Source organism: Streptomyces sp. NRRL B-1347 (assembly GCF_000720325.1).
Classification (GTDB): domain Bacteria; phylum Actinomycetota; class Actinomycetes; order Streptomycetales; family Streptomycetaceae; genus Streptomyces.
This window is the reverse complement of the sequence record NZ_JOJM01000077.1, coordinates 1-18192: the sequence shown is the minus strand read 5'-3', so window position 1 is coordinate 18192 and position 18192 is coordinate 1. Positions and strand designations below refer to the sequence as shown.

The window sequence follows — 18192 nt, the reverse complement described above, 5'->3', positions numbered from 1 at the left end:
GGGGCGGACGGACCCCCTTATGCTTCTTAGCCAAGCCTTACCTACCGTCCCGCGAAACGAGCCAGCCGATGCGTGTGAACGCCAGACGCGCCGCCGTGATGATGGCGGCCGTCGTGGCCCTGCTGCTCGCCGTCCTGTTCAGCCTCGCCGTCGGCGCCCGCGCGATCGCGCCGTCCGCGGTCCTCGACGCCCTGCTGCACGGCGGGCACAGCGACGCCGCCGAGGTGGTCCGCGAGATGCGCGTGCCGCGCACGGTCCTCGGCGTCATGGTCGGCGCCGCGCTCGCCGTCGCGGGCACCGCGCTCCAGGGCATCACCCGCAACCCCATCGCCGACCCCGGCATCCTCGGCATCAGCCAGGGCGCGTCGGTCGGCGTGGTCTTCGCCATCGCGTACGCGGGCACGCACACGCTCACCGGCTACGTCTGGTACGCCTTCGCGGGCGCGGCCCTCGCGGCCGTCGCCGTCTACGCGATCGCCGCCAGTGGCCGGGGCGGCGCGACCCCCGTGAAACTCGCGCTCGGCGGCGCCGCGATCAACGCGCTGCTCGTCTCCGTCACCACGGGCATCCTCACCACCCGGGCCTCCGCGCTCGACGAGTTCCGCTTCTGGCAGGTCGGCGCGCTCTCCGGGCGCGAGGCCGCGATCGTCGAACAGACCTGGCCGTTCCTGCTCGGCGGGCTGCTGCTCGTGCTCTGGGTCGCCCGCGGGCTCGATGCCCTCGCGCTCGGTGAGGACGTGGCCAAGGGGCTCGGCCAGAACGTCGCCCTCGTCCGCGTCGTGGGCGGCCTCGGCGCCACCGTCCTGACCGGCGTCGGCGTCGCCGCCGCCGGGCCCATCGCCTTCATCGGCCTCGCGGTCCCGCACATCGCCCGCGCCGTCATCGGCAGCGACCACCGCTGGGTGCTGCCGCTCGCCGCCCTCCTGGGACCCGTGATGCTGCTCGTCTCCGACACCGTGGGCCGGATCGTCTTCCCGCCGAGCGAGGTCCCGGCCGGGGTGATGACCGCCCTGATCGGCGTCCCGTTCCTGGTGACCCTGGTCCGCAGGAAGGCGGTGGCGGCGTGAAGCAGCCGCCCATGTACCGCCCCGCCCGTCCCGCCCCCGCCGCGCGGCAGCGCGTGCGTCCCGCCGGGTACGCCGTGCTCCGCTTCCGGCGGGCCACCTTCCTCGCCCACCGCAGGGCGACCGTCGTGGCCACCGCCCTCGCGCTGCTCCTCGCGGCCGCCTGCCTCGCCTACCTCTGCGTCGGCGAGACCTTCGTCCAGCCCGTCGAGGCCCTGAAGGTCGTCCTCGGCAGGCCCTCGCCCGACGAGCTGGTCGTGGGCACGCTCCGCGAACCGCGGATGACCGTGGGCCTGCTCGTCGGCGCCGCCTTCGGCGTCGCGGGCGCGCTCATCCAGACCGTCGCCCGCAACCCGCTGGCCAGCCCGGACATCATCGGGATCAGCCAGGGCGCGAGCGCGGTGACGGTCGCCGCGATGACGTTCGGGCTCACCTCGTACACGGTCCTGCCGTATCTGTCCGTGGCGGGCGGCCTCGCCGCCGCGCTGCTCGTGTACGTGTTCGCCTGGCGCGGCGGTCTGCACGCCACGCGGTTCGTGCTGATCGGCATCGGCTGCGCGATCGCCCTGCGGTCCGTCACCACGCTCTTCATGACGAAGGGCGACTACCTCGTCGCGCAGCAGGCGCAGATCTGGATGACGGGATCCCTGAACGGCCGCGGCTGGCCGGAGGCCGAACCGCTCGCCCTGACCCTGCTCGTCCTGCTGCCCTTCGTGGCCTGGGCGGCCCGCGCCCAGCGGACCGTGGCCATGGACGACGACACCGCGACGGCGCTCGGCGTGCGGCTCGGCCGGGTGCGCACCGGGCTCGTGCTGCTCGGCGTCGTCCTGGCGTCGGTGGCGACCGGGGCCGCGGGGCCCGTCGACTTCGTGGCGCTGCTCGCCCCGCAGATCGCCCGGCGCCTGACCCGCACCGCGCAGATCCCGCTGCTCAGCTCGGCACTCCTCGGCGCGCTCGTCGTCGTCACCGCCGACCTGCTCGCCCGGCGCCTCTTCTCACCGACGGAGCTGCCGGTGGGCGTGCTCACCGCCGCCGTCGGCGCGCCCTATCTGATCTGGCTCATCATCCGGAGCCGTTCCATCCGCAATGGAGGCACCGCGTGACCGCCCCCGCCGGCGCGCGTCTGACCACGCGCGAGCTGACCCTCGCCTACGAGGACCGTACGGTCGTGCACGCGCTCGACCTCGCCGTCCCCGACGGCGCGGTGACCGTCATCGTCGGCCCGAACGCCTGCGGCAAGTCGACGACGCTGCGCGCGCTCGGGCGGCTGCTCAAGCCCAAGGGCGGCGCGGTCCTGCTCGACGGCGAGGAGCTCGCGAAGCTGCCGACGCGGCGCGTCGCCCAGCGGATCGGGCTGCTTCCGCAGACCCCGGTCGCGCCCGAGGCCATCACGGTCGCGGACCTGGTGGCGCGCGGCCGCCAGCCGCACCAGCGGTGGTGGCAGCAGTGGTCGGACGCCGACGAGCGGGCCGTCACCGAGGCGATGGAGCGCACCGACGTGACCGCACTCGCCGAGCGGCCCGTCGACGAGCTGTCGGGCGGGCAGCGGCAGCGCGTGTGGATCGCGATGGCCCTCGCGCAGGAGACGGAACTGCTGCTGCTCGACGAGCCGACGACGTATCTGGACATCTCCCACCAGGTCGAGGTCCTCGACCTGGTGCGGCAGTTGAACCACGACCGGGGCCGGACGGTCGCCGTCGTCCTGCACGATCTGAACCAGGCCGCCCGCTACGCCGACCACCTCGTCGCCATGAAGGAGGGGCGGGTGGTCGCCGAGGGCGCGCCACGCGACGTCGTCACCGCGGAGCTCGTCCGGGACGTCTTCGGCCTGGAGTGCGTGGTCGTCCCCGACCCGGTGACGGGATCGCCGCTCGTGGTGCCGGGCACGCCGTGGCGTCCCCCGGCCCCGGAAGACAAGAAGCCGCCCCTCGACGAAAGGCCCTCCTCATGACCCGCAGCTCCCGCCGCCGCCTCCGTACCGCGGGCGCCCTCGCCGTCACCGGCGCGCTCGCGCTCGCCGGGTGCGGTTCGTCCGACGACGACAAGGATTCGGGGTCGGGCAAGACGCACGTCGTGAAGACCGCCATGGGTGACGTGAAGGTGCCCGTGGCCCCCGAGCGGGTCGTCGTGCTCGACACCGCCGAACTGGACTCCGCGCTCACGCTCGGCGTGAAGCCGGTCGGCGCCACGCACGTCGACGCCGCCACCGGCTTCCCGGGCTATCTGCCCAAGGGCGAGGTCGCGGGCATCAAGGACGTCGGCGAGATGATGAACCCGAACATGGAGGCCATCGCCGGGCTCAAGCCGGACCTGATCCTCACCTCCAAGATCCGCCACGGCGCGAAGTACGACCAGCTGAAGCAGATCGCGCCGACCGTCATGACGGAGACCACGGGGCACCCCTGGAAGGAGAACTTCCAGGTGCACGCGGACGCGCTCGGCAAGAAGGCGGCGGCGACGAAGACCGTCGCCGCCTACGACGCGCACGCCAAGGAGGTCACGACGGCGCTCGGCGGTCCGGCGAAGGCCAAGGCCACCGAGGTCAACGTGGTGCGCTTCGTGCAGGGCGCCGACATCCGCATCTACGGCGAGCAGTCGTACATCGCCACGCTCCTGAAGGACGTCGGCCTGGGCCGCGCACCCATCTCCAAGAAGGCCAAGGACGGCTTCTCGTACGACGTGAGCCCGGAGAAGATCGACCTCGCCGACACGGACGTCATCTTCCAGTCGACGTACGGCGATCCGAAGAAGGCCAAGCAGACGCAGACCGTGAACAGCGGCCTGTGGAAGAACATGAAGGCGGTCAAGTCCGGCAACGTCCACGTCGTGGACGACGAGCTGTGGATCCAGGGCATCGGCTACACGGCCGCCGACCAGATCCTGGACCAGATGAAGACGGCCCTGACGAAGAAGAAGTAGGGGAGGCAGCGGTCGTCGTACGGCAGTCGGTCCGGGGCGCCCGCGCGGCTACTCGGGCTTGCCGCGCCGCGACCGCCACACGAGGAACAGGGCGGAGGCGACGGCCGCGACGCGGACCACCCACGGCCAGGTCTCCTCGACCGCCGCGTTCATCTGCCCCTTGACGATGGGCTCGCCCCACTTGCCCTGCGAGCGGCCCCACAGCCAGGCGATGCCGCCCGCGACGGTGAGCGCGGGCACCGCGATCACCGCGGCCTTCTTCTCGGCCGGGCTGAGCTTGCGCGAGAACCAGGCGACGACCCAACCGCCGCCGAGCGCGAACCAGTTGCCGATCACCGCGCCGACGACGAGCGCGAGGGCGGCGAGCAGCAGGAGGGGGCTGCGGAGGGACCGCACCCCTGCGAGCACACCGGCCCCGGCGGAGACGTCCGGGGCGGGGGCCTCCGCGTCGGGGGCCTCCTTGGCAGCGGCCTCCTTGGCGGGGGCTCCCTTGGCGGGCGGTGGGTTCTTGGCGGGCGGTGCGCCCTTCGTCAGGAGCGGGAGTATCCCGAAGCGGCGGCGGGGCGCCTCTTCCGGCGCGGCCTCCTCCTCGCCTTCCTCGGCGTCCTCGCCGTCCTCGGGCTCGTCCTCCTCCCCCGTTTCCCGCTCCTCGCCGGTCCCCTTCTTCTCCAGGTCCGTGGGCGGCCGCTGGAGCATCTCGGGGATCTCCACGCCGCCCACGAACCCGTGCACGGTGTGCGCGCCCTCCTCCGGGACGCGCTCCACCCGCCACCAGTCGGGCTCCAGGTCCGGTGCGCTGTCGCCGAGTTCATCGGTGCCCGCGAGGTGCGGCGGGGCGGGACGCGGTGGCTCCGGGGCCGGGGGGCTCGCGGGCCCCGCCGGTGCGGCGGCCCCGGTGGCGCGGCGCGGGCGCGGCACCACGCGGCGCGGGCGCTTGGGCTCGGGCGCCGCGGGCGCGGCGGGCACGGCGGGCGCGGCCGAGGGGTCGGCGGCCGCGGTGACCAGCTCGTCCGGGGAGCCGATGCGGTCCAGGATGCGCCGCACCGCGGCGGGGCTGTCGGCGGCCTTGGCGCGGCGGCGCTCGATCTCGCCCCGGAGTTCGGAGACGAGCCGCATGCGGGCGCCGGACGGCAGCTGGCGCTGCTGCGCGAGGTCGCCGACGCGGCTCAGATAGTCGAAGACGAGCTGGTCGCTCTCGATCCCCACGAAGTTCCCTCCGGGGCTGCGGTGTTGAGGTGGGCCCGGACATCGAAGTTACCGCGTCGCCGTGACCTCGGCGGTGACGCCCCCTCAGAAGAGGGTTTCCCGGCGGTTCTCGTCGGTTCTCGTCGGTTCTCGTCGGTTCCCGTCAGTCGTCGGCGAGCTCCGCGACGCCCGTGACGCGGTGCAGCGGGTAGGTGCGGACCTCGTCCGCCGTGTGGTCGTACGCGGTGACGAAGCCGCCCTCGACGCGGACGGGGGCGATGACGCGCTGGCTCGCGGCGCCTTCGGCGTTGACGTAGCCGATCCAGAGGGCCTCGCCGGTGAGGACGGCGGCCTGCATGGTCGCGAGGGTCTCGGCGGACGTGGTGCGGGGCAGGTCGCCGGTGACGGCGGGTGCCTCCTTGCGCGGCGCGGTGGACGCGAGGTCCCCGGCGCGGATGGCGCGTACGGCGGCGTCGATGAGGGTGGCGTCGGGCAGCGGCGGCCCGTCGGGCACCGGCTCGGGGGCGGTGCGCGGCGGGGTGCGGTGGCTGTGGGCGCGGGTGATCAGGACGTCGCCTTCGGCGCTCTCGGCGGCGGGCGCGAAGCCCATGGCGCGAAGGCCGTCGAGGAGCGTGCCGGGGTCGGCCTGCGCGGCGAGCACGGTGGCCGCGAGGCGCCGCAGGCGAAGGCCCTGGGCCCGCTTGTCCGCGAGGATCTCGTCGAGCACGCCCTCGTCGTCGCACCGCACGTACGCGGAGGCGGCGCCCACGCGCAGGTGGCCGTGTCTGCGGGCCACGTCGTCGATGAGGTACGCCAGGGGCTGCGGAACGGGCGTACGGGAGTGCGCGGCGAGGAAGGCGTGCAGGTCGGACGCGCTCTGCCCGGCGTCGAGCGCGCGGCGCACGGAGCCGGGGGTGAACCGGTAGACGGTGGCGCCGCCCTTGGACTCCACGTCGGCGAGCACGGCGAGGGCGTCCGCGAGGGGGCGCCGGAGCGGCCCCGGCGCGACCGCGGTGAGGTCGGCCTGGAGCAGGACGTGGTCGAGGGGGTCGGGCAGGAGCGGGGCGAGGCGCCGGGCGGCCTCGGCAGCGGCCGCGGCGCGTTCGGCGGGCGCCCCTCCGGGCTGCGCCCCGCCCGGCGCGGACGGCTGCCCGCCGCCGCCCGCGAGGAGCACCCGGCCGTGGGCGGCGAGCGCCCCGCGCCCGGTGACCCCCAGCAGCTCCGCCTCGCTCAGCGTCCACCGGGCCAGGCGGGCCCGCAGTTCGGTGGCGCCGCCGCCGGAGGGGCGCTCCCAGCGCAGCCGGTCGAGCACGGACTCCTCGGCGGGCGCGGCGCCCTCGGGCAGCTCCGCCAGGAGGGCCAGGACCCGGTGGCGCACCTCGGGCGCGGCGGAGCGGTCGAGGCCGGGGCCGAGCGCGGACAGGGTGCGGTCCTTGCTGTCGCGCCCGCCGACGAGGCCGGGGGTGCGGGTGGCCTCGTACCAGGCGGTGGCGAGCCGCGCCCACCGCTGGGCGGCGGGCAGCTCCTGCCAGCTGTCGTAGGCGGGGGTCGCGGCGTAGCGCTCGTCGGCCTCGCCGTCGGCGGCCAGCAGGCCCGCGGCGTAGGCGAGTTCGACCCAGAACGCGGCCTGGGGCTCGGCCGCGTCCAGGGCGACGGCGGTCCGCTTGAGGTCGCGCACGCTCAGGCCGCCCGCGCGCAGGACGGCGGGGCCGCCCTCGTCCCAGTCCTTGAGCAGCTCCTCGACGGTGGCGAGCGCGGTGTAGGCCTGCCCCGCCGCCGTCGCGTCCACAACCTGTGGACGGTGTTCGCGCGCGACCTCCACCACCGGGGGCACGGGCTCCAGGACGCGGTGCGCGCGGCCCCCGCGCAGGTGCAGCGCGGCCTCCCGGGGCAGCACCACCGTGCCCGGCGCGGTCGGGAGCAGCAGGCCGCGGTCGAGCAGCCAGCGCAGATGGGGCGCCGGGTCGGCGGTGACCTGCCCGTACGGCGGGCCCCACACGAGCCGGGACAGGACCTCGACGGACTCGGCGGGCGCCCCGTCGAGCAGTTGGGACATCCGCGTCTGGTCGGTGAAGAGCTCCGTGAGGGACTCCACGGCCGACACCGCGTCGTGCGTGGACGCGAGCCCCGCGGCCGCGACGACGCTCTGCACCCGGCCCGGCGACATGCCCGCCGTGGCCTCCGCGACCGTCGGGCCGAGCCCCGTGGGCGAGGGCCGCTGCGGCGCGGGCGCGAGCAGCTCGCGCGCGGTGCGCACCAGGCGGAGCCGACTCTCCGTGCCCCAGACGAGCGCCTGTCTGCGCAGCGTCGTCAGGGCCCGGTCCACCGCCTCGCCGGGCGCGGGCGCGAGCAGCCCCGCCAACTCCTCGTAGGACGCCGGTTCCGAGGCCACGGCGAGGGCCTCGGCGACCTGCTGCGCGAAGCGGTCGAGGCGCTCGAGGGCGCGTACCACCGAAGCCCGCGTGCCCGCGCGGGTGGCCAGCTGCGTCAGGTCGTTCGGCACGGGGCTGACGAGGTCGGGCCGGGATCGCAACAGCGCGACGAGCGTCGCGTCGTCGCTCGCCCGGAGGGCTTCCGCAAGGGAACGGGGGGCGTCCGGGGTGCTCATCCTGGCAACGGTAGCGGGTCACCGGCGGGCGCCGGTGTGCCGTGCCGTACGCGCCCCCGCGCGGGGCGGGGGGTCGCGCGCCCGCGCAGTCGGCCCGCGGTCACGACCGGACATTAGGGTGGCTTGATCGTTCCTTTCTGAAAGGCAATGGCCCTTCCGGTGTCCGAGTACCGCCCGCACGCCCTGTTCTCCTTCGGCACGCTCCTGGACGAGCGCGTCCAGACGACCCTGTTCGGCGGGGCCGTGCCGAGCTCGCCCGCCGCCCTCGCCGGGTACGCGACCCGCCCGCTGGCCATCACCGACCCGGACGTCATCGCCACCAGCGGCCTGGACGTGCACCTGACCCTGGAGCGCCGCATCGGCGCCGCGGTCGAGGGCGCGGTGCTCCGGCTGACCGACGCGGACCTCGCGGCGGCCGACGCGTACGAGGTGGACGACTACGTGCGGCGGTGGGTCCTGCTCTCCTCCGGGGAGAGCGCCTGGGCGTACCTGGACGCGCGGCCGCTGCGCCCGGCGGCGCGCATCGTGATCGTCGGCGACAGCATCGCCTACGGCCGCTGCGACCCGTACGGCGGCTGGGCCGCGCACCTGGCGTCCGCCCACATCGCCGCGGCCGAGACCGGCCACCGGGTCTTCAACCTGGCCATCCCCGGCAGCACCCTCGCCGACGTCGCCGAGCAGACGCCCGCGCTCCTGGGGCCGCGCCTGCCCGACACGCTCCTGGTCGCCGCGGGCATCAACGACTCCGCCGTACCCGGCGGCCCGGACCGCGTCGCCGGCCACCTCGACGCGCTGGCCGCCGCGGCCCACGCCCACAACGCCCGGCTCGTCGTCGCGGGCCCGATCTGGCTCGACGAGAGCCGCACCGCGGACTACGACGGCCTGTGCTTCACCGAGGCCCGCGCCCTGGACCTGCGCGAGCGCCTCCGCGCCTGGTGCGCCGGGCACCACACGGACTTCCTCGACCTGTGGGAGCCCCTGCGCGACCGCCCTGACCTCCTCACCGACGGCCTGCACCCCGGCCCCGAGGGCCACAAGATCCTCTCGGTCCACCTGGCCGCCGCCACCGGCTGAGCCCGGCACCGGCCGTTCGCGGCGCCCCGGCGGCGGGGCGCCATGCGGCACACTGGAGGTTTGGCCGCCCGGCTGATCTCCGGCAGTGATCGCAAGCGAAAGGGCCCGGACCGTGAATGGACCCCTCATCGTCCAGTCGGACAAGACACTCCTGTTGGAGGTCGACCACGAGCGGGCCGACGCGTGCCGCCGTGCCATCGCGTCGTTCGCGGAGCTGGAACGCGCCCCGGAGCACATCCACACGTACCGCGTGACCCCGCTCGGGCTGTGGAACGCGCGAGCGGCGGGGCACGACGCCGAGCAGGTCGTGGACGCCCTCGTGGAGTTCTCGCGGTACCCGGTGCCGCACGCGCTGCTCGTCGACGTCGCCGAGACCATGGCCCGCTACGGCCGCCTCACGCTCAGCAAGCACCCGACGCACGGTCTGGTGCTCACGAGCACCGACCGGCCGGTCCTCGAGGAGATCCTGCGGTCGAAGAAGGTCCAGCCGCTGGTGGGCGCCCGCGTCGACCCGGACACGGTCGTCGTGCACCCCTCCGAGCGCGGCCAGATCAAGCAGACGCTGCTCAAGCTGGGCTGGCCCGCCGAGGACCTCGCCGGGTACGTCGACGGCGAGGCCCACAAGATCGACCTGAACGAGGACGGCTGGGCGCTCCGCCCCTACCAGCGCCAGGCCGTCGAGGGCTTCTGGCACGGCGGCAGCGGCGTCGTCGTACTCCCCTGCGGCGCGGGCAAGACCCTCGTCGGCGCGGGCGCCATGGCCGAGGCGAAGGCGACCACGCTGATCCTCGTCACGAACACCGTCTCCGCCCGCCAGTGGAAGCACGAGCTGATCAAGCGCACCTCCCTCACCGAGGAGGAGATCGGCGAGTACAGCGGTACGAAGAAGGAGATCCGGCCCGTCACGATCGCCACGTACCAGGTCCTGACGACCAAGCGGAAGGGCATCTACCCGCACCTGGAGCTCTTCGACTCCCGCGACTGGGGCCTCATCCTCTACGACGAGGTGCACCTGCTGCCCGCGCCCGTCTTCAAGTTCACCGCCGACCTCCAGGCGCGCCGCCGCCTCGGGCTCACCGCGACGCTTGTCCGCGAGGACGGCCGCGAGTCGGACGTGTTCTCGCTCATCGGGCCCAAGCGCTTCGACGCGCCGTGGAAGGAGATCGAGGCACAGGGGTACATCGCGCCCGCCGACTGCGTGGAGGTGCGGGTCAACCTCACCGACAGCGAGCGCCTCGCCTACGCCACCGCGGAGGCCGAGGAGAAGTACCGCTTCTGTGCGACGACGGCCACCAAGCGGAAGGTGACGGAGGCGATCGTCCGGAAGTTCGCGGGCCAGCAGATCCTTGTCATCGGCCAGTACATCGACCAGCTCGACGAGTTGGGCGAGCACCTGAACGCGCCGGTCATCAAGGGCGAGACGTCGAACGCGCAGCGCGAGAAGCTCTTCGACGCCTTCCGCGAGGGCGAGATCTCCGTGCTCGTGGTGTCCAAGGTCGCCAACTTCTCCATCGACCTGCCGGAGGCGACCGTCGCCATCCAGGTGTCGGGCACCTTCGGCTCACGGCAGGAGGAGGCCCAGCGCCTGGGCCGCGTGCTGCGCCCGAAGGCCGACGGCCACCAGGCCCACTTCTACTCCGTGGTCGCGCGCGACACCATCGACCAGGACTTCGCGGCGCACCGCCAGCGGTTCCTGGCGGAGCAGGGGTACGCCTACCGCATCATGGACGCGGAGTCGCTGCTCGCGGAGTGAGCAGCGGGGCCGGCCGGGGCTTCGCCCCTGCCCCCCTTTTTTCGGCGCTCCGCGCCTCGTCCTCAAACGCCGGACAGGCTTGAAGAGGCCCGGCTCGGGCGGGTGCAGGGAGCGGGCGTCAGCGGCGGTGGACGCCTGCTTCTTCTGCGTACTCGCCGAGGACGACGACGCCGACGACGGCGCCCATGAAGACCTTCGCGGCGCGCAGGGCGTCGCCGACGCGGTGCGGGCGGTGGGTCTCGGAAGCGGCGGTCGCGCCGTCGGCGCGGCGGGGGCCGGCCGACGTGACCGACGGGGCGGACAGGGACGCGGGGGTGATGACTGCGCTGCTCATGTATCCATGGTCGGTTCCCGGGCATCCGCACACATCGGCCTGCGGGGCTAACCGCCCGCGTCCGCCGGTAGGACTCCAGTACCGCGCCCTGTACGCCTTCGGATGGACGGCGACCCTGAGGACGGCCTCAGGGATGACTCGGGGTTCGGCTTCCGGACCAGGGCCGGGACGGGCGGCGCGGCCGGGAAAATCGTTGGTGCGGCCACGGGACGCTCGCTTAGGATGCCTCCTTCCCCCGCCTCCCGCCCACGGAGCGCCGCCGCCCGGTCGGAAACCGGCGGCCCTGAGCCACGCACCGCGAACGTCCGTACCCGGAGGCAACCCCGTGAACGCCGTATCCGCCGACCCCCTCGCCCGCGAGCGGGCCCATCTGACGTCCTCGCGCGCCGCGCTGCGCGCCATGCGGGAGGACGTCGAGGCCCTGGACATCCGCGACGTCACCGCGAACTGGGTCAACGCCGAAGTCCTGCAGGGGCAGATCGACGACCGGATCAAGGCCCTCGCGGACCTCTCGCACACGCCGCTGTTCTTCGGACGGCTCGACTACGCGCACGCGCCGGGAGCCGAGCAGGCGGAAGGCGCCGAGGGCGAGCGCTTCTATATCGGGCGGCGGCACGTGCACGACGCCGAGGGCGACCCCATGGTCATCGACTGGCGCGCGCCGGTGTCGCAGCCGTTCTACCGGGCCTCCAAGAAGGACCCGATGGACGTCACGCTGCGCCGCCGCTTCGGGTACACCGGCGGCGACCTGACCGCGTACGAGGACGAGCACCTGACGGACGCGACCGAGGCCGAGCAGGTCAGCAAGCTGCTCCAGGCGGAGATCGAGCGGCCGCGCGTGGGCCCCATGCGCGACATCGTGGCGACGATCCAGCCGGAACAGGACGAGATCGTCCGCAGCGGGCTCGCCGGTTCCGTGTGCGTGCAGGGCGGCCCCGGCACCGGGAAGACCGCCGTCGGCCTGCACCGCGTCGCCTACCTCCTGTACGCGCACCGCGAGCGGCTCGCCCGCACCGGCACCCTGGTCATCGGGCCGAACCGCTCCTTCCTGCACTACATCGAGCAGGTCCTGCCCGCGCTCGGCGAGTTGGAGGTCAAGCAGGCCACCGTCGACGACCTGGTGGCGCACGTGGAGGTGCGGGGCGCGGACGACGCGACCGCCGCGCTCGTCAAGGGCGACGCCCGCATGGCCGAGGTGCTGCGGCGCGCGGTGCGCTCGCACGTCACGCCGCCCGCCGAGGGCGTCGTGGTGGTCCGCGGCTCCCGGCGCTGGCGCGTACCGTCGTACGAACTGGACGACATCGTGCGGGAGTTGCAGGCCCGCGACATGCGCTACGGGGCCGCGCGCGAGGCGCTGCCGCAGCGGATCGCGCACGCCGTGCTCGTGCAGATGGAGCGCTCGGGCGAGGCGCCCGACGACCGCGTGCAGGACGCGGTGGCCCGCAACGCGGCGGTGAAGGCCGCCGTCAAGGCGATCTGGCCGCCGGTCGACCCGGCGAAGCTGGTGCACCGGCTGCTCGCCGACGCGGAGTTCCTCGCCGCGCACGCCGAGGGCGTCCTCACCGGCGAGGAGCAGAAGGCGATCCTGTGGGCGAAGCCCGCGCGGACGCCGAAGAGCACCAAGTGGTCCGCCGCGGACGCGGTGTTGATCGACGAGGCGACCGACCTCGTCACCCGCACCCACTCCCTCGGCCACGTGGTCCTCGACGAGGCGCAGGACCTGTCGCCCATGCAGTACCGCGCGGTGGGGCGGCGCTGCACGACCGGCTCGGTCACCGTCCTCGGCGACCTGGCGCAGGGCACCACGCCCTGGGCGACGCCGACGTGGGCCGACGCGCTCGGCCACCTGGGCAAGGACGACGCGGTGGTGGAGGAGCTGACCGCCGGTTTCCGCGTGCCGCGCGAGGTCATCGCGTACGCGTCGCGGCTGCTGCCCGCGATCGCGCCCGGCCTGACCGAGGTCGCGTCGGTACGTGAGTCGCCGGGGTCGCTCGCGGTGCGCGAGGTCGGGGGCGACGGCCTGGACGCGGCGGTGCTCGACGCGTGCGCGGAGTCGCTGCGGCGGGAGGGGTCCGTCGGGCTGATCGCGGCGGACGCGCGGATCGCCGCGCTCGCCGCGGCCCTGGACGCGGCGGGCGTCCCCCACCTCGCCCCCGGCGAGGAGACCACCGCCGAGGCCCGGCTCACCCTGGTGCCCGCCTCGCTGGCCAAGGGCCTTGAGTACGACTACGTGGTCCTGGACGAGCCCGCCGCCGTGGTGGACGGCGAGCCCGACGAACGCACCGGCCTGCGACGCCTGTACGTGGCCCTGACCCGAGCGGTCTCGGGCCTCACGATCCTCCACGCCTCCCCACTGCCCCCGGCCTTGGGCTAGGCCCCACGGGGCCGGGTGGCCGGCGCAGGCAGCGGGAGGGGCTCAGTCGTCGACGGCCTCGCGCCAGGTCGCCACGGACTCGGCCGAGAGGGGGCGGTCCCACCCGTGGGGCCTGGCGGCGCCGCCGATGTGGAAGGAGTCGAGCCCCGCCGACTTCAGCCGCGCGAGGTGTTCGAGGCGGAGCCCGCCGCCGACGAGGATCCGCGGCTCGTACCCGGGCTCCCCGGACCGCGCGGCCTCGCCCACGAGCGTGGGCAGCCCCTCGTCGACCCCGCCCGCGGCCCCCGCCGTGAGGTACGTGTCGAGCCCGGGAAGGTCCGCGAGCTGCTTGCGCAGGGCGTCGCGGTCGGCGGCCCGGTCGATCGCGCGGTGGAAGGTCCAGCGGCAGCCGTCGAGCGCGTCGACGATGGCCTCGACGGCGGCCAGGTCGGGCCCGCCCGCCTCGTCGAGGAAGCCGAGGACGAACTCGTCGGCGCCCTCGGCGCGCAGCTCGCGCGCGCTGCGCACCAGCTCGCTGACGTCTCCCGCCGCGAACCCGTCGGCGACGCGCAGCATGACGCGCAGGGGGATGTCCACGGCGGCACGGATCGCGGCGAAGTCCGCGCGGGACGGCGTGAGGCCGTCGGCGGCCATGTCGGAGACCAGTTCCAGCCGGTCCGCACCTCCGGCCTGGGCGGCGATCGCGTCCTCGGCGTCGAGGGCGATCACCTCCAGGAGTGCGCGCTTGCTCATGGGTGCCTTCCTTCTGGCCTTCTGGGGGTGCAGGAGCCGCCCGACGTCGCGTCGGCGGCCGCACCACAGAAACACAGGTCTAGTCCAATTACCAGGGTACGCGCAGATCACCCCGGCGCGCATCGGAGGCGCACCGGGGTGATCAAGCCACAAGGGCTCGGATGGCTCAGCTCAGTGGCTGGAAACCGCGCAGCCGCAGGCTGTTGCCGACCACGAACACCGAGGAGAAGGCCATGGCCGCGCCCGCGATCATCGGGTTGAGCAGACCCGCGGCGGCCAGCGGCAGCGCCGCCACGTTGTAGGCGAAGGCCCAGAAGAGGTTGGACTTGATGGTGCCGAGGGTCTTGCGCGAGAGCCGGATCGCGTCGGCGGCGGCGCGCAGGTCACCGCGGACGAGCGTGAGGTCGCCCGCCTCGATCGCGGCGTCCGTGCCGGTGCCCATCGCGAGCCCCAGGTCGGCCTGGGCGAGGGCGGCCGCGTCGTTGACGCCGTCGCCGACCATGGCCACCGAACGCCCCTCGCCCTGAAGGCGCTTGACCACGTCGACCTTGTCCTGGGGCAGCACCTCGGCGATGACGTGCTCGGGGGCGATGCCCACCTCGGCGGCGACGGCCTCGGCCACGGCCTTGTTGTCACCGGTCAGGAGGATCGGCGTGAGGCCGAGCTCGCGAAGCCGGCGGATGGCCTCCGGGCTGGTCTCCTTCACCGCGTCGGCCACTTCGAGCACGGCCCGCGCCTCGCCGTCCCAGGCGACCGCGATGGCGGTACGGCCCGCCGCCTCGGCCTCGGCCTTGGCCTTCTTCAGGCCCTCGGGCAGGTGGATGACCCACTCGGCGAGGAGCTGCTCGCGGCCCACGAGGACCGCGTGGCCCTCGACGACGCCCTGCACGCCGAGCCCGGCGACGTTCGCGAAGCCCTCGGGCGTGGGCAGCGCGCCCACCTTCGCGGCCGCCCCGGCGGCCACGGCCTGCGCGATCGGGTGCTCGGAGGCGTGCTCCAGGGCGCCCGCGAGCCGCAGTACGTCCGTCTCGTCGGTGCCGTCGGCGACGTGCGCGGCGAGGCGCGGCCGGTGCCGACCATCAGGGCGGTGGGCGTGGCGAGCCCGAGGGCGCACGGGCAGGCGATGATCAGGACGGCCACGGCGGCCGTGAACGCGGCGGGCGGCCTTGCCGTTCTGCGCGTCCTCGACGAGCTTGGCCATCCGGGACAGCTGGGTGTCGGAGCCGACCCGGGTCGCCTCGACGACGAGCCGCCCGCCCGCGTTCAGGGTCGCTCCGGTGACGGCGTCGCCCTCGGCGACCTCCACGGGCACGGACTCGCCGGTGAGCATGGAGGCGTCCACGGCGGATGCGCCCTCGACGACGCGCCCGTCGGTGGCGATCTTCTCGCCGGGCCGCACCAGGAACCGGTCCCCGACCTTCAACTCACCCACAGGAATGGTCTCTTCAAGGCCATTTCGCAGCACGGTCACGTCCTTGGCGCCCAGTTCGAGCAGCGCCTTCAGGGCGGCCCCCGCCTTGCGCTTCGAGCGGGCCTCGAAGTACCGCCCGGCGAGGATGAACGCGGTGACGCCGGCCGCGGCCTCCAGATAGATGTTCCCCGCGCCGTCGGTGCGCTCGATGGTCAGCTCGAAGGCGTGCGTCATGCCCGGCTCCCCGGCCGAGCCGAAGAACAGCGCCCACAGCGACCACAGGAACGCCGCCGACGTACCGACCGAGATCAGCGTGTCCATCGTGGCCGCGCCGTGCCGCGCGTTGGTGACCGCCGCCCGGTGGAAGGGCCAGGCGGCATACGTCACCACGGGCGCGGCGAGCGTCAGGGACAGCCACTGCCAGTACTCGAACTGGAGCGCCGGGACCATCGCCATCGCGATGACGGGCACGGACAGCAGCACGGCGGCGACAAGGCGCTGCCGCAGCGGCCGCAGCGCGGCGTTCTCGTCCTCGGCGTCCGGCTCTTCCCCTCCCCCCTTCTCCGTGCGGGGCGGTACGGGTTCCTGGGCGGTGTACCCGGTGGCCTCCACGGTGGCGATCAGATCCGCGACGGCGAGGCCGTCGCCCTCGAAGCTCACCTTCGCCTTCTCCGTGGCGTAGTTGACGGTCGCCTCGACGCCGTCCATGCGGTTCAGCTTCTTCTCGATGCGGGCCGCGCAGGAGGCGCAGGTCATGCCGCCGATGGAGAGTTCTACCTGCGTAGTGGACATGTCCTCTGCTCCTCGTGCCGCGATCTGCCACGGGTACCCGGGGCCGGTATGCCTGACGAGGATCATTTATACCCCTGGGGGGTATCGAACGCAAGGGAGATCGCAACTTGACTTCATACCCCCCAGGGGTATTGTCGAGAGGAGTCGAGGGACCCCCTCACACCCACTCACGAGGAGCCGACGCCATGAACACCGGACTCAAGATCACCGCCTTCGCCGCGGCCGTCGCGGCGACGTTCGGCACCACGTACGCGGTGGGCGCGAGCGTCGACACGGTGGGCAAGCCGGTCGCCCACACCGAGGACCACGGCGAGCGGCGCGCCAAGCAAGAGAAGCGCGGCGCGGACGGGGACCACACCCCAGGAGGCCTCCAGATCGTCGCCGACGGCTACGCCCTTGACCTGCGGACGCCGCGCGCGGAGGCGGGCGACCGCACCGACCTGCGCTTCCGGATCCTGAAGTCGGACTCGGGCCGGCCCGTGACCCAGTACACCCGGGACCACGGCAAGGAGCTGCACCTGATCGTCGCCTCACGCGACCTGACGACGTACCGCCACCTGCACCCCGTCCGGGCCGCCGACGGCACCTGGTCGGTCCCCGCGACCCTGCCCGAGGCCGGGGACTACCGCGTCTTCGCGGACTTCAGGCCCGAGCGGGCGAAGGAGAAGGTGACCCTCGGCGCGGACCTGGCAGTCACGGGCGCGTACGCGCCCGCGCCCACGCTCGCGCCGTCGTCCACGACGAAGGTCGCGGGCGGCTACGAGGTGCGTCTGGACGGCGCGCTGACCCCCGGCGAGCCCGGCGAGCTGACCCTGCGCGTCACGCGCCGGGGCAAGCCCGTCACCGACCTCCAGCCGTATCTGGGCGCGTACGGCCACCTGGTCGCGCTGCGCTCCGGAGACCTCGCCTACCTCCACGTCCACCCCAACGGCGAACCCGGCGACGCCACCACGGAGCCGGGGCCCGAGGTCTCCTTCACGGCGACGGCGCCGAGCGCGGGCACGTACCGGCTGTTCCTGGACTTCCGGCACGAGGGGAAGGTGCGGACGGCCCCCTTCACCCTGCGGGTGGGCGCGGGCGGCGGCGCCGCGGACGGGCAGGGCCACGGGCACTGACGACGGCCCGGCGCCCCGCTCGCCGACCCATCCGACTCAGCCGAAGACGGTCAGCTCGCCCGCCGTCGCGCCCGCCAGCTCGAACCGGGCGTCCCCCAGCGGACGCCCCGCGTAGAGCCGGATCAGCGTCGGGGCGTCCCCGATGTACCGCGCGGGCGGGCGGCTGCCGTCGTTCACGCCGAGGATCAGCGGCTCGTCCAGGCCGTCGACGTCGGCGTGCAGCGGCAGCGCCGACCGCTGCTTGCTGTACGCCGCCAGCAGCGGCAGCGCGTCATCGAGTCCCGCGCCGCCGTAGGCGCCGGGCAGCCCCCACGCGTCCCGTACGTCGCCCGCGTGCACCCACTCGCCGAGCGCGACCCCGTCGAACAGGCCCTTGGCCGCGGCGATCGCGGCGCCCGCGTTCGTCATGCCGTGCTCCAGCTCGTCCACGATGCGCGAGACGGGCCAGTCCGCGCGCTCGGCGATGTCCCTGTCGTTGCCCTCCGCGGTGAACACGCCCTCGTCGAACCGGCTCTCGATCACGCGGGTCAGCGCGGCGGCGCAGTGGGCGAGCACGTGGCGGACCGTCCAGCCGGGGCAGCAGGTCGGGGCTTCGAAGGCGGTGGCCTCCGCGGTGCGCAACAGGGGTATGAGGGTGTCTCGTTCGGTACGCAGGAGTCGGCCGGGCGCGGTACGGGGCGTGGAGGGCTCGCTCATCATGCGGGCCACCCAACAGCCCCGGGCCCCGCTTGGCAACGCCCCGGCTCCGCTTCCCCCCACCCTCCCGCCCTCCCACGCCGAACGGCCTCAACTCCACCCCGTGCCACTAAGCAGAACCGGGTGGTCCCACCC

At 74.2% G+C, this 18192-nt stretch carries 13 protein-coding genes and 1 pseudogene; 8 read left to right on the top strand and 6 right to left on the bottom strand.

Annotation, left to right across the window (positions count from 1 at the left end):
• The first annotated feature begins 68 nt into the window (after positions 1-68).
• The 4 genes from IG74_RS0138535 to IG74_RS0138520 are packed head-to-tail and all read left to right on the top strand — an operon-like array spanning position 69 to position 3983.
• Positions 69-1067, top strand: a complete 999-nt coding sequence (locus IG74_RS0138535) for a FecCD family ABC transporter permease (protein ID WP_030687043.1) — start codon at positions 69-71, stop codon at positions 1065-1067.
• An 11-nt stretch (positions 1068-1078) separates the two neighbouring features.
• A complete protein-coding gene (locus IG74_RS0138530; RefSeq protein WP_037826799.1) occupies positions 1079-2167 on the top strand; it encodes a FecCD family ABC transporter permease in 1089 nt (362 codons plus the stop codon).
• Positions 2164-3015, top strand: coding sequence for an ABC transporter ATP-binding protein (locus IG74_RS0138525; RefSeq protein WP_030687039.1), 852 nt, complete (start codon positions 2164-2166; stop codon positions 3013-3015). The genes IG74_RS0138530 and IG74_RS0138525 overlap by 4 nt, the downstream gene beginning before the upstream one ends.
• The gene (locus tag IG74_RS0138520; protein ID WP_030687037.1) at positions 3012-3983 is read left to right on the top strand and encodes an ABC transporter substrate-binding protein; all 972 of its coding nucleotides are present in this window, start codon (positions 3012-3014) and stop codon (positions 3981-3983) included. The genes IG74_RS0138525 and IG74_RS0138520 overlap by 4 nt, the downstream gene beginning before the upstream one ends.
• Positions 3984-4031: 48 nt before the next feature.
• Here IG74_RS0138520 and IG74_RS0138515 read toward each other — a convergent pair whose 3' ends face one another.
• Together IG74_RS0138515 and IG74_RS0138510 are read right to left on the bottom strand one after the other, a co-directional pair.
• Entirely contained in the window at positions 4032-5189 is a 1158-nt protein-coding gene (locus IG74_RS0138515; RefSeq protein WP_030687034.1) for a hypothetical protein, read from the bottom strand.
• Between the two features lie 142 nt (positions 5190-5331).
• Complete coding sequence (locus tag IG74_RS0138510) at positions 5332-7776, bottom strand: helicase-associated domain-containing protein (protein WP_030687032.1); 2445 nt, start codon at positions 7774-7776, stop codon at positions 5332-5334.
• Between the two features lie 159 nt (positions 7777-7935).
• Here IG74_RS0138510 and IG74_RS0138505 point away from each other — a divergent pair, with 159 nt between their 5' ends.
• Both IG74_RS0138505 and IG74_RS0138500 read left to right on the top strand, forming a co-directional pair.
• Entirely contained in the window at positions 7936-8850 is a 915-nt protein-coding gene (locus tag IG74_RS0138505; RefSeq protein ID WP_030687030.1) for a GDSL-type esterase/lipase family protein, read from the top strand.
• 112 nt (positions 8851-8962) lie between these two features.
• Entirely contained in the window at positions 8963-10603 is a 1641-nt protein-coding gene (locus IG74_RS0138500) for a DNA repair helicase XPB (RefSeq protein ID WP_030687027.1), read from the top strand.
• Positions 10604-10721: 118 nt separating this feature from the next.
• On the opposite strand, the gene IG74_RS0138495 is transcribed toward IG74_RS0138500, so the two are convergent.
• The gene (locus tag IG74_RS0138495; protein ID WP_030687026.1) at positions 10722-10937 is read right to left on the bottom strand and encodes a hypothetical protein; all 216 of its coding nucleotides are present in this window, start codon (positions 10935-10937) and stop codon (positions 10722-10724) included.
• A 325-nt stretch (positions 10938-11262) separates the two neighbouring features.
• Here IG74_RS0138495 and IG74_RS0138490 point away from each other — a divergent pair, with 325 nt between their 5' ends.
• Positions 11263-13311: a HelD family protein gene (locus IG74_RS0138490; RefSeq protein WP_030687023.1), complete on the top strand. Its 2049-nt coding sequence runs from the start codon at positions 11263-11265 to the stop codon at positions 13309-13311.
• A 42-nt stretch (positions 13312-13353) separates the two neighbouring features.
• On the opposite strand, the gene IG74_RS0138485 is transcribed toward IG74_RS0138490, so the two are convergent.
• Entirely contained in the window at positions 13354-14043 is a 690-nt protein-coding gene (locus IG74_RS0138485; protein ID WP_030687020.1) for a copper homeostasis protein CutC, read from the bottom strand.
• Positions 14044-14209: 166 nt separating this feature from the next.
• Positions 14210-16246, bottom strand: a pseudogene (locus IG74_RS46650) (heavy metal translocating P-type ATPase).
• 185 nt (positions 16247-16431) lie between these two features.
• Here IG74_RS46650 and IG74_RS0138475 point away from each other — a divergent pair.
• Entirely contained in the window at positions 16432-17361 is a 930-nt protein-coding gene (locus tag IG74_RS0138475; protein ID WP_030687018.1) for a hypothetical protein, read from the top strand.
• A gap of 36 nt (positions 17362-17397) precedes the next feature.
• On the opposite strand, the gene IG74_RS0138470 is transcribed toward IG74_RS0138475, so the two are convergent.
• Positions 17398-18057: a maleylpyruvate isomerase family mycothiol-dependent enzyme gene (locus IG74_RS0138470; RefSeq protein ID WP_030687015.1), complete on the bottom strand. Its 660-nt coding sequence runs from the start codon at positions 18055-18057 to the stop codon at positions 17398-17400.
• Positions 18058-18192: the final 135 nt, after the last annotated feature.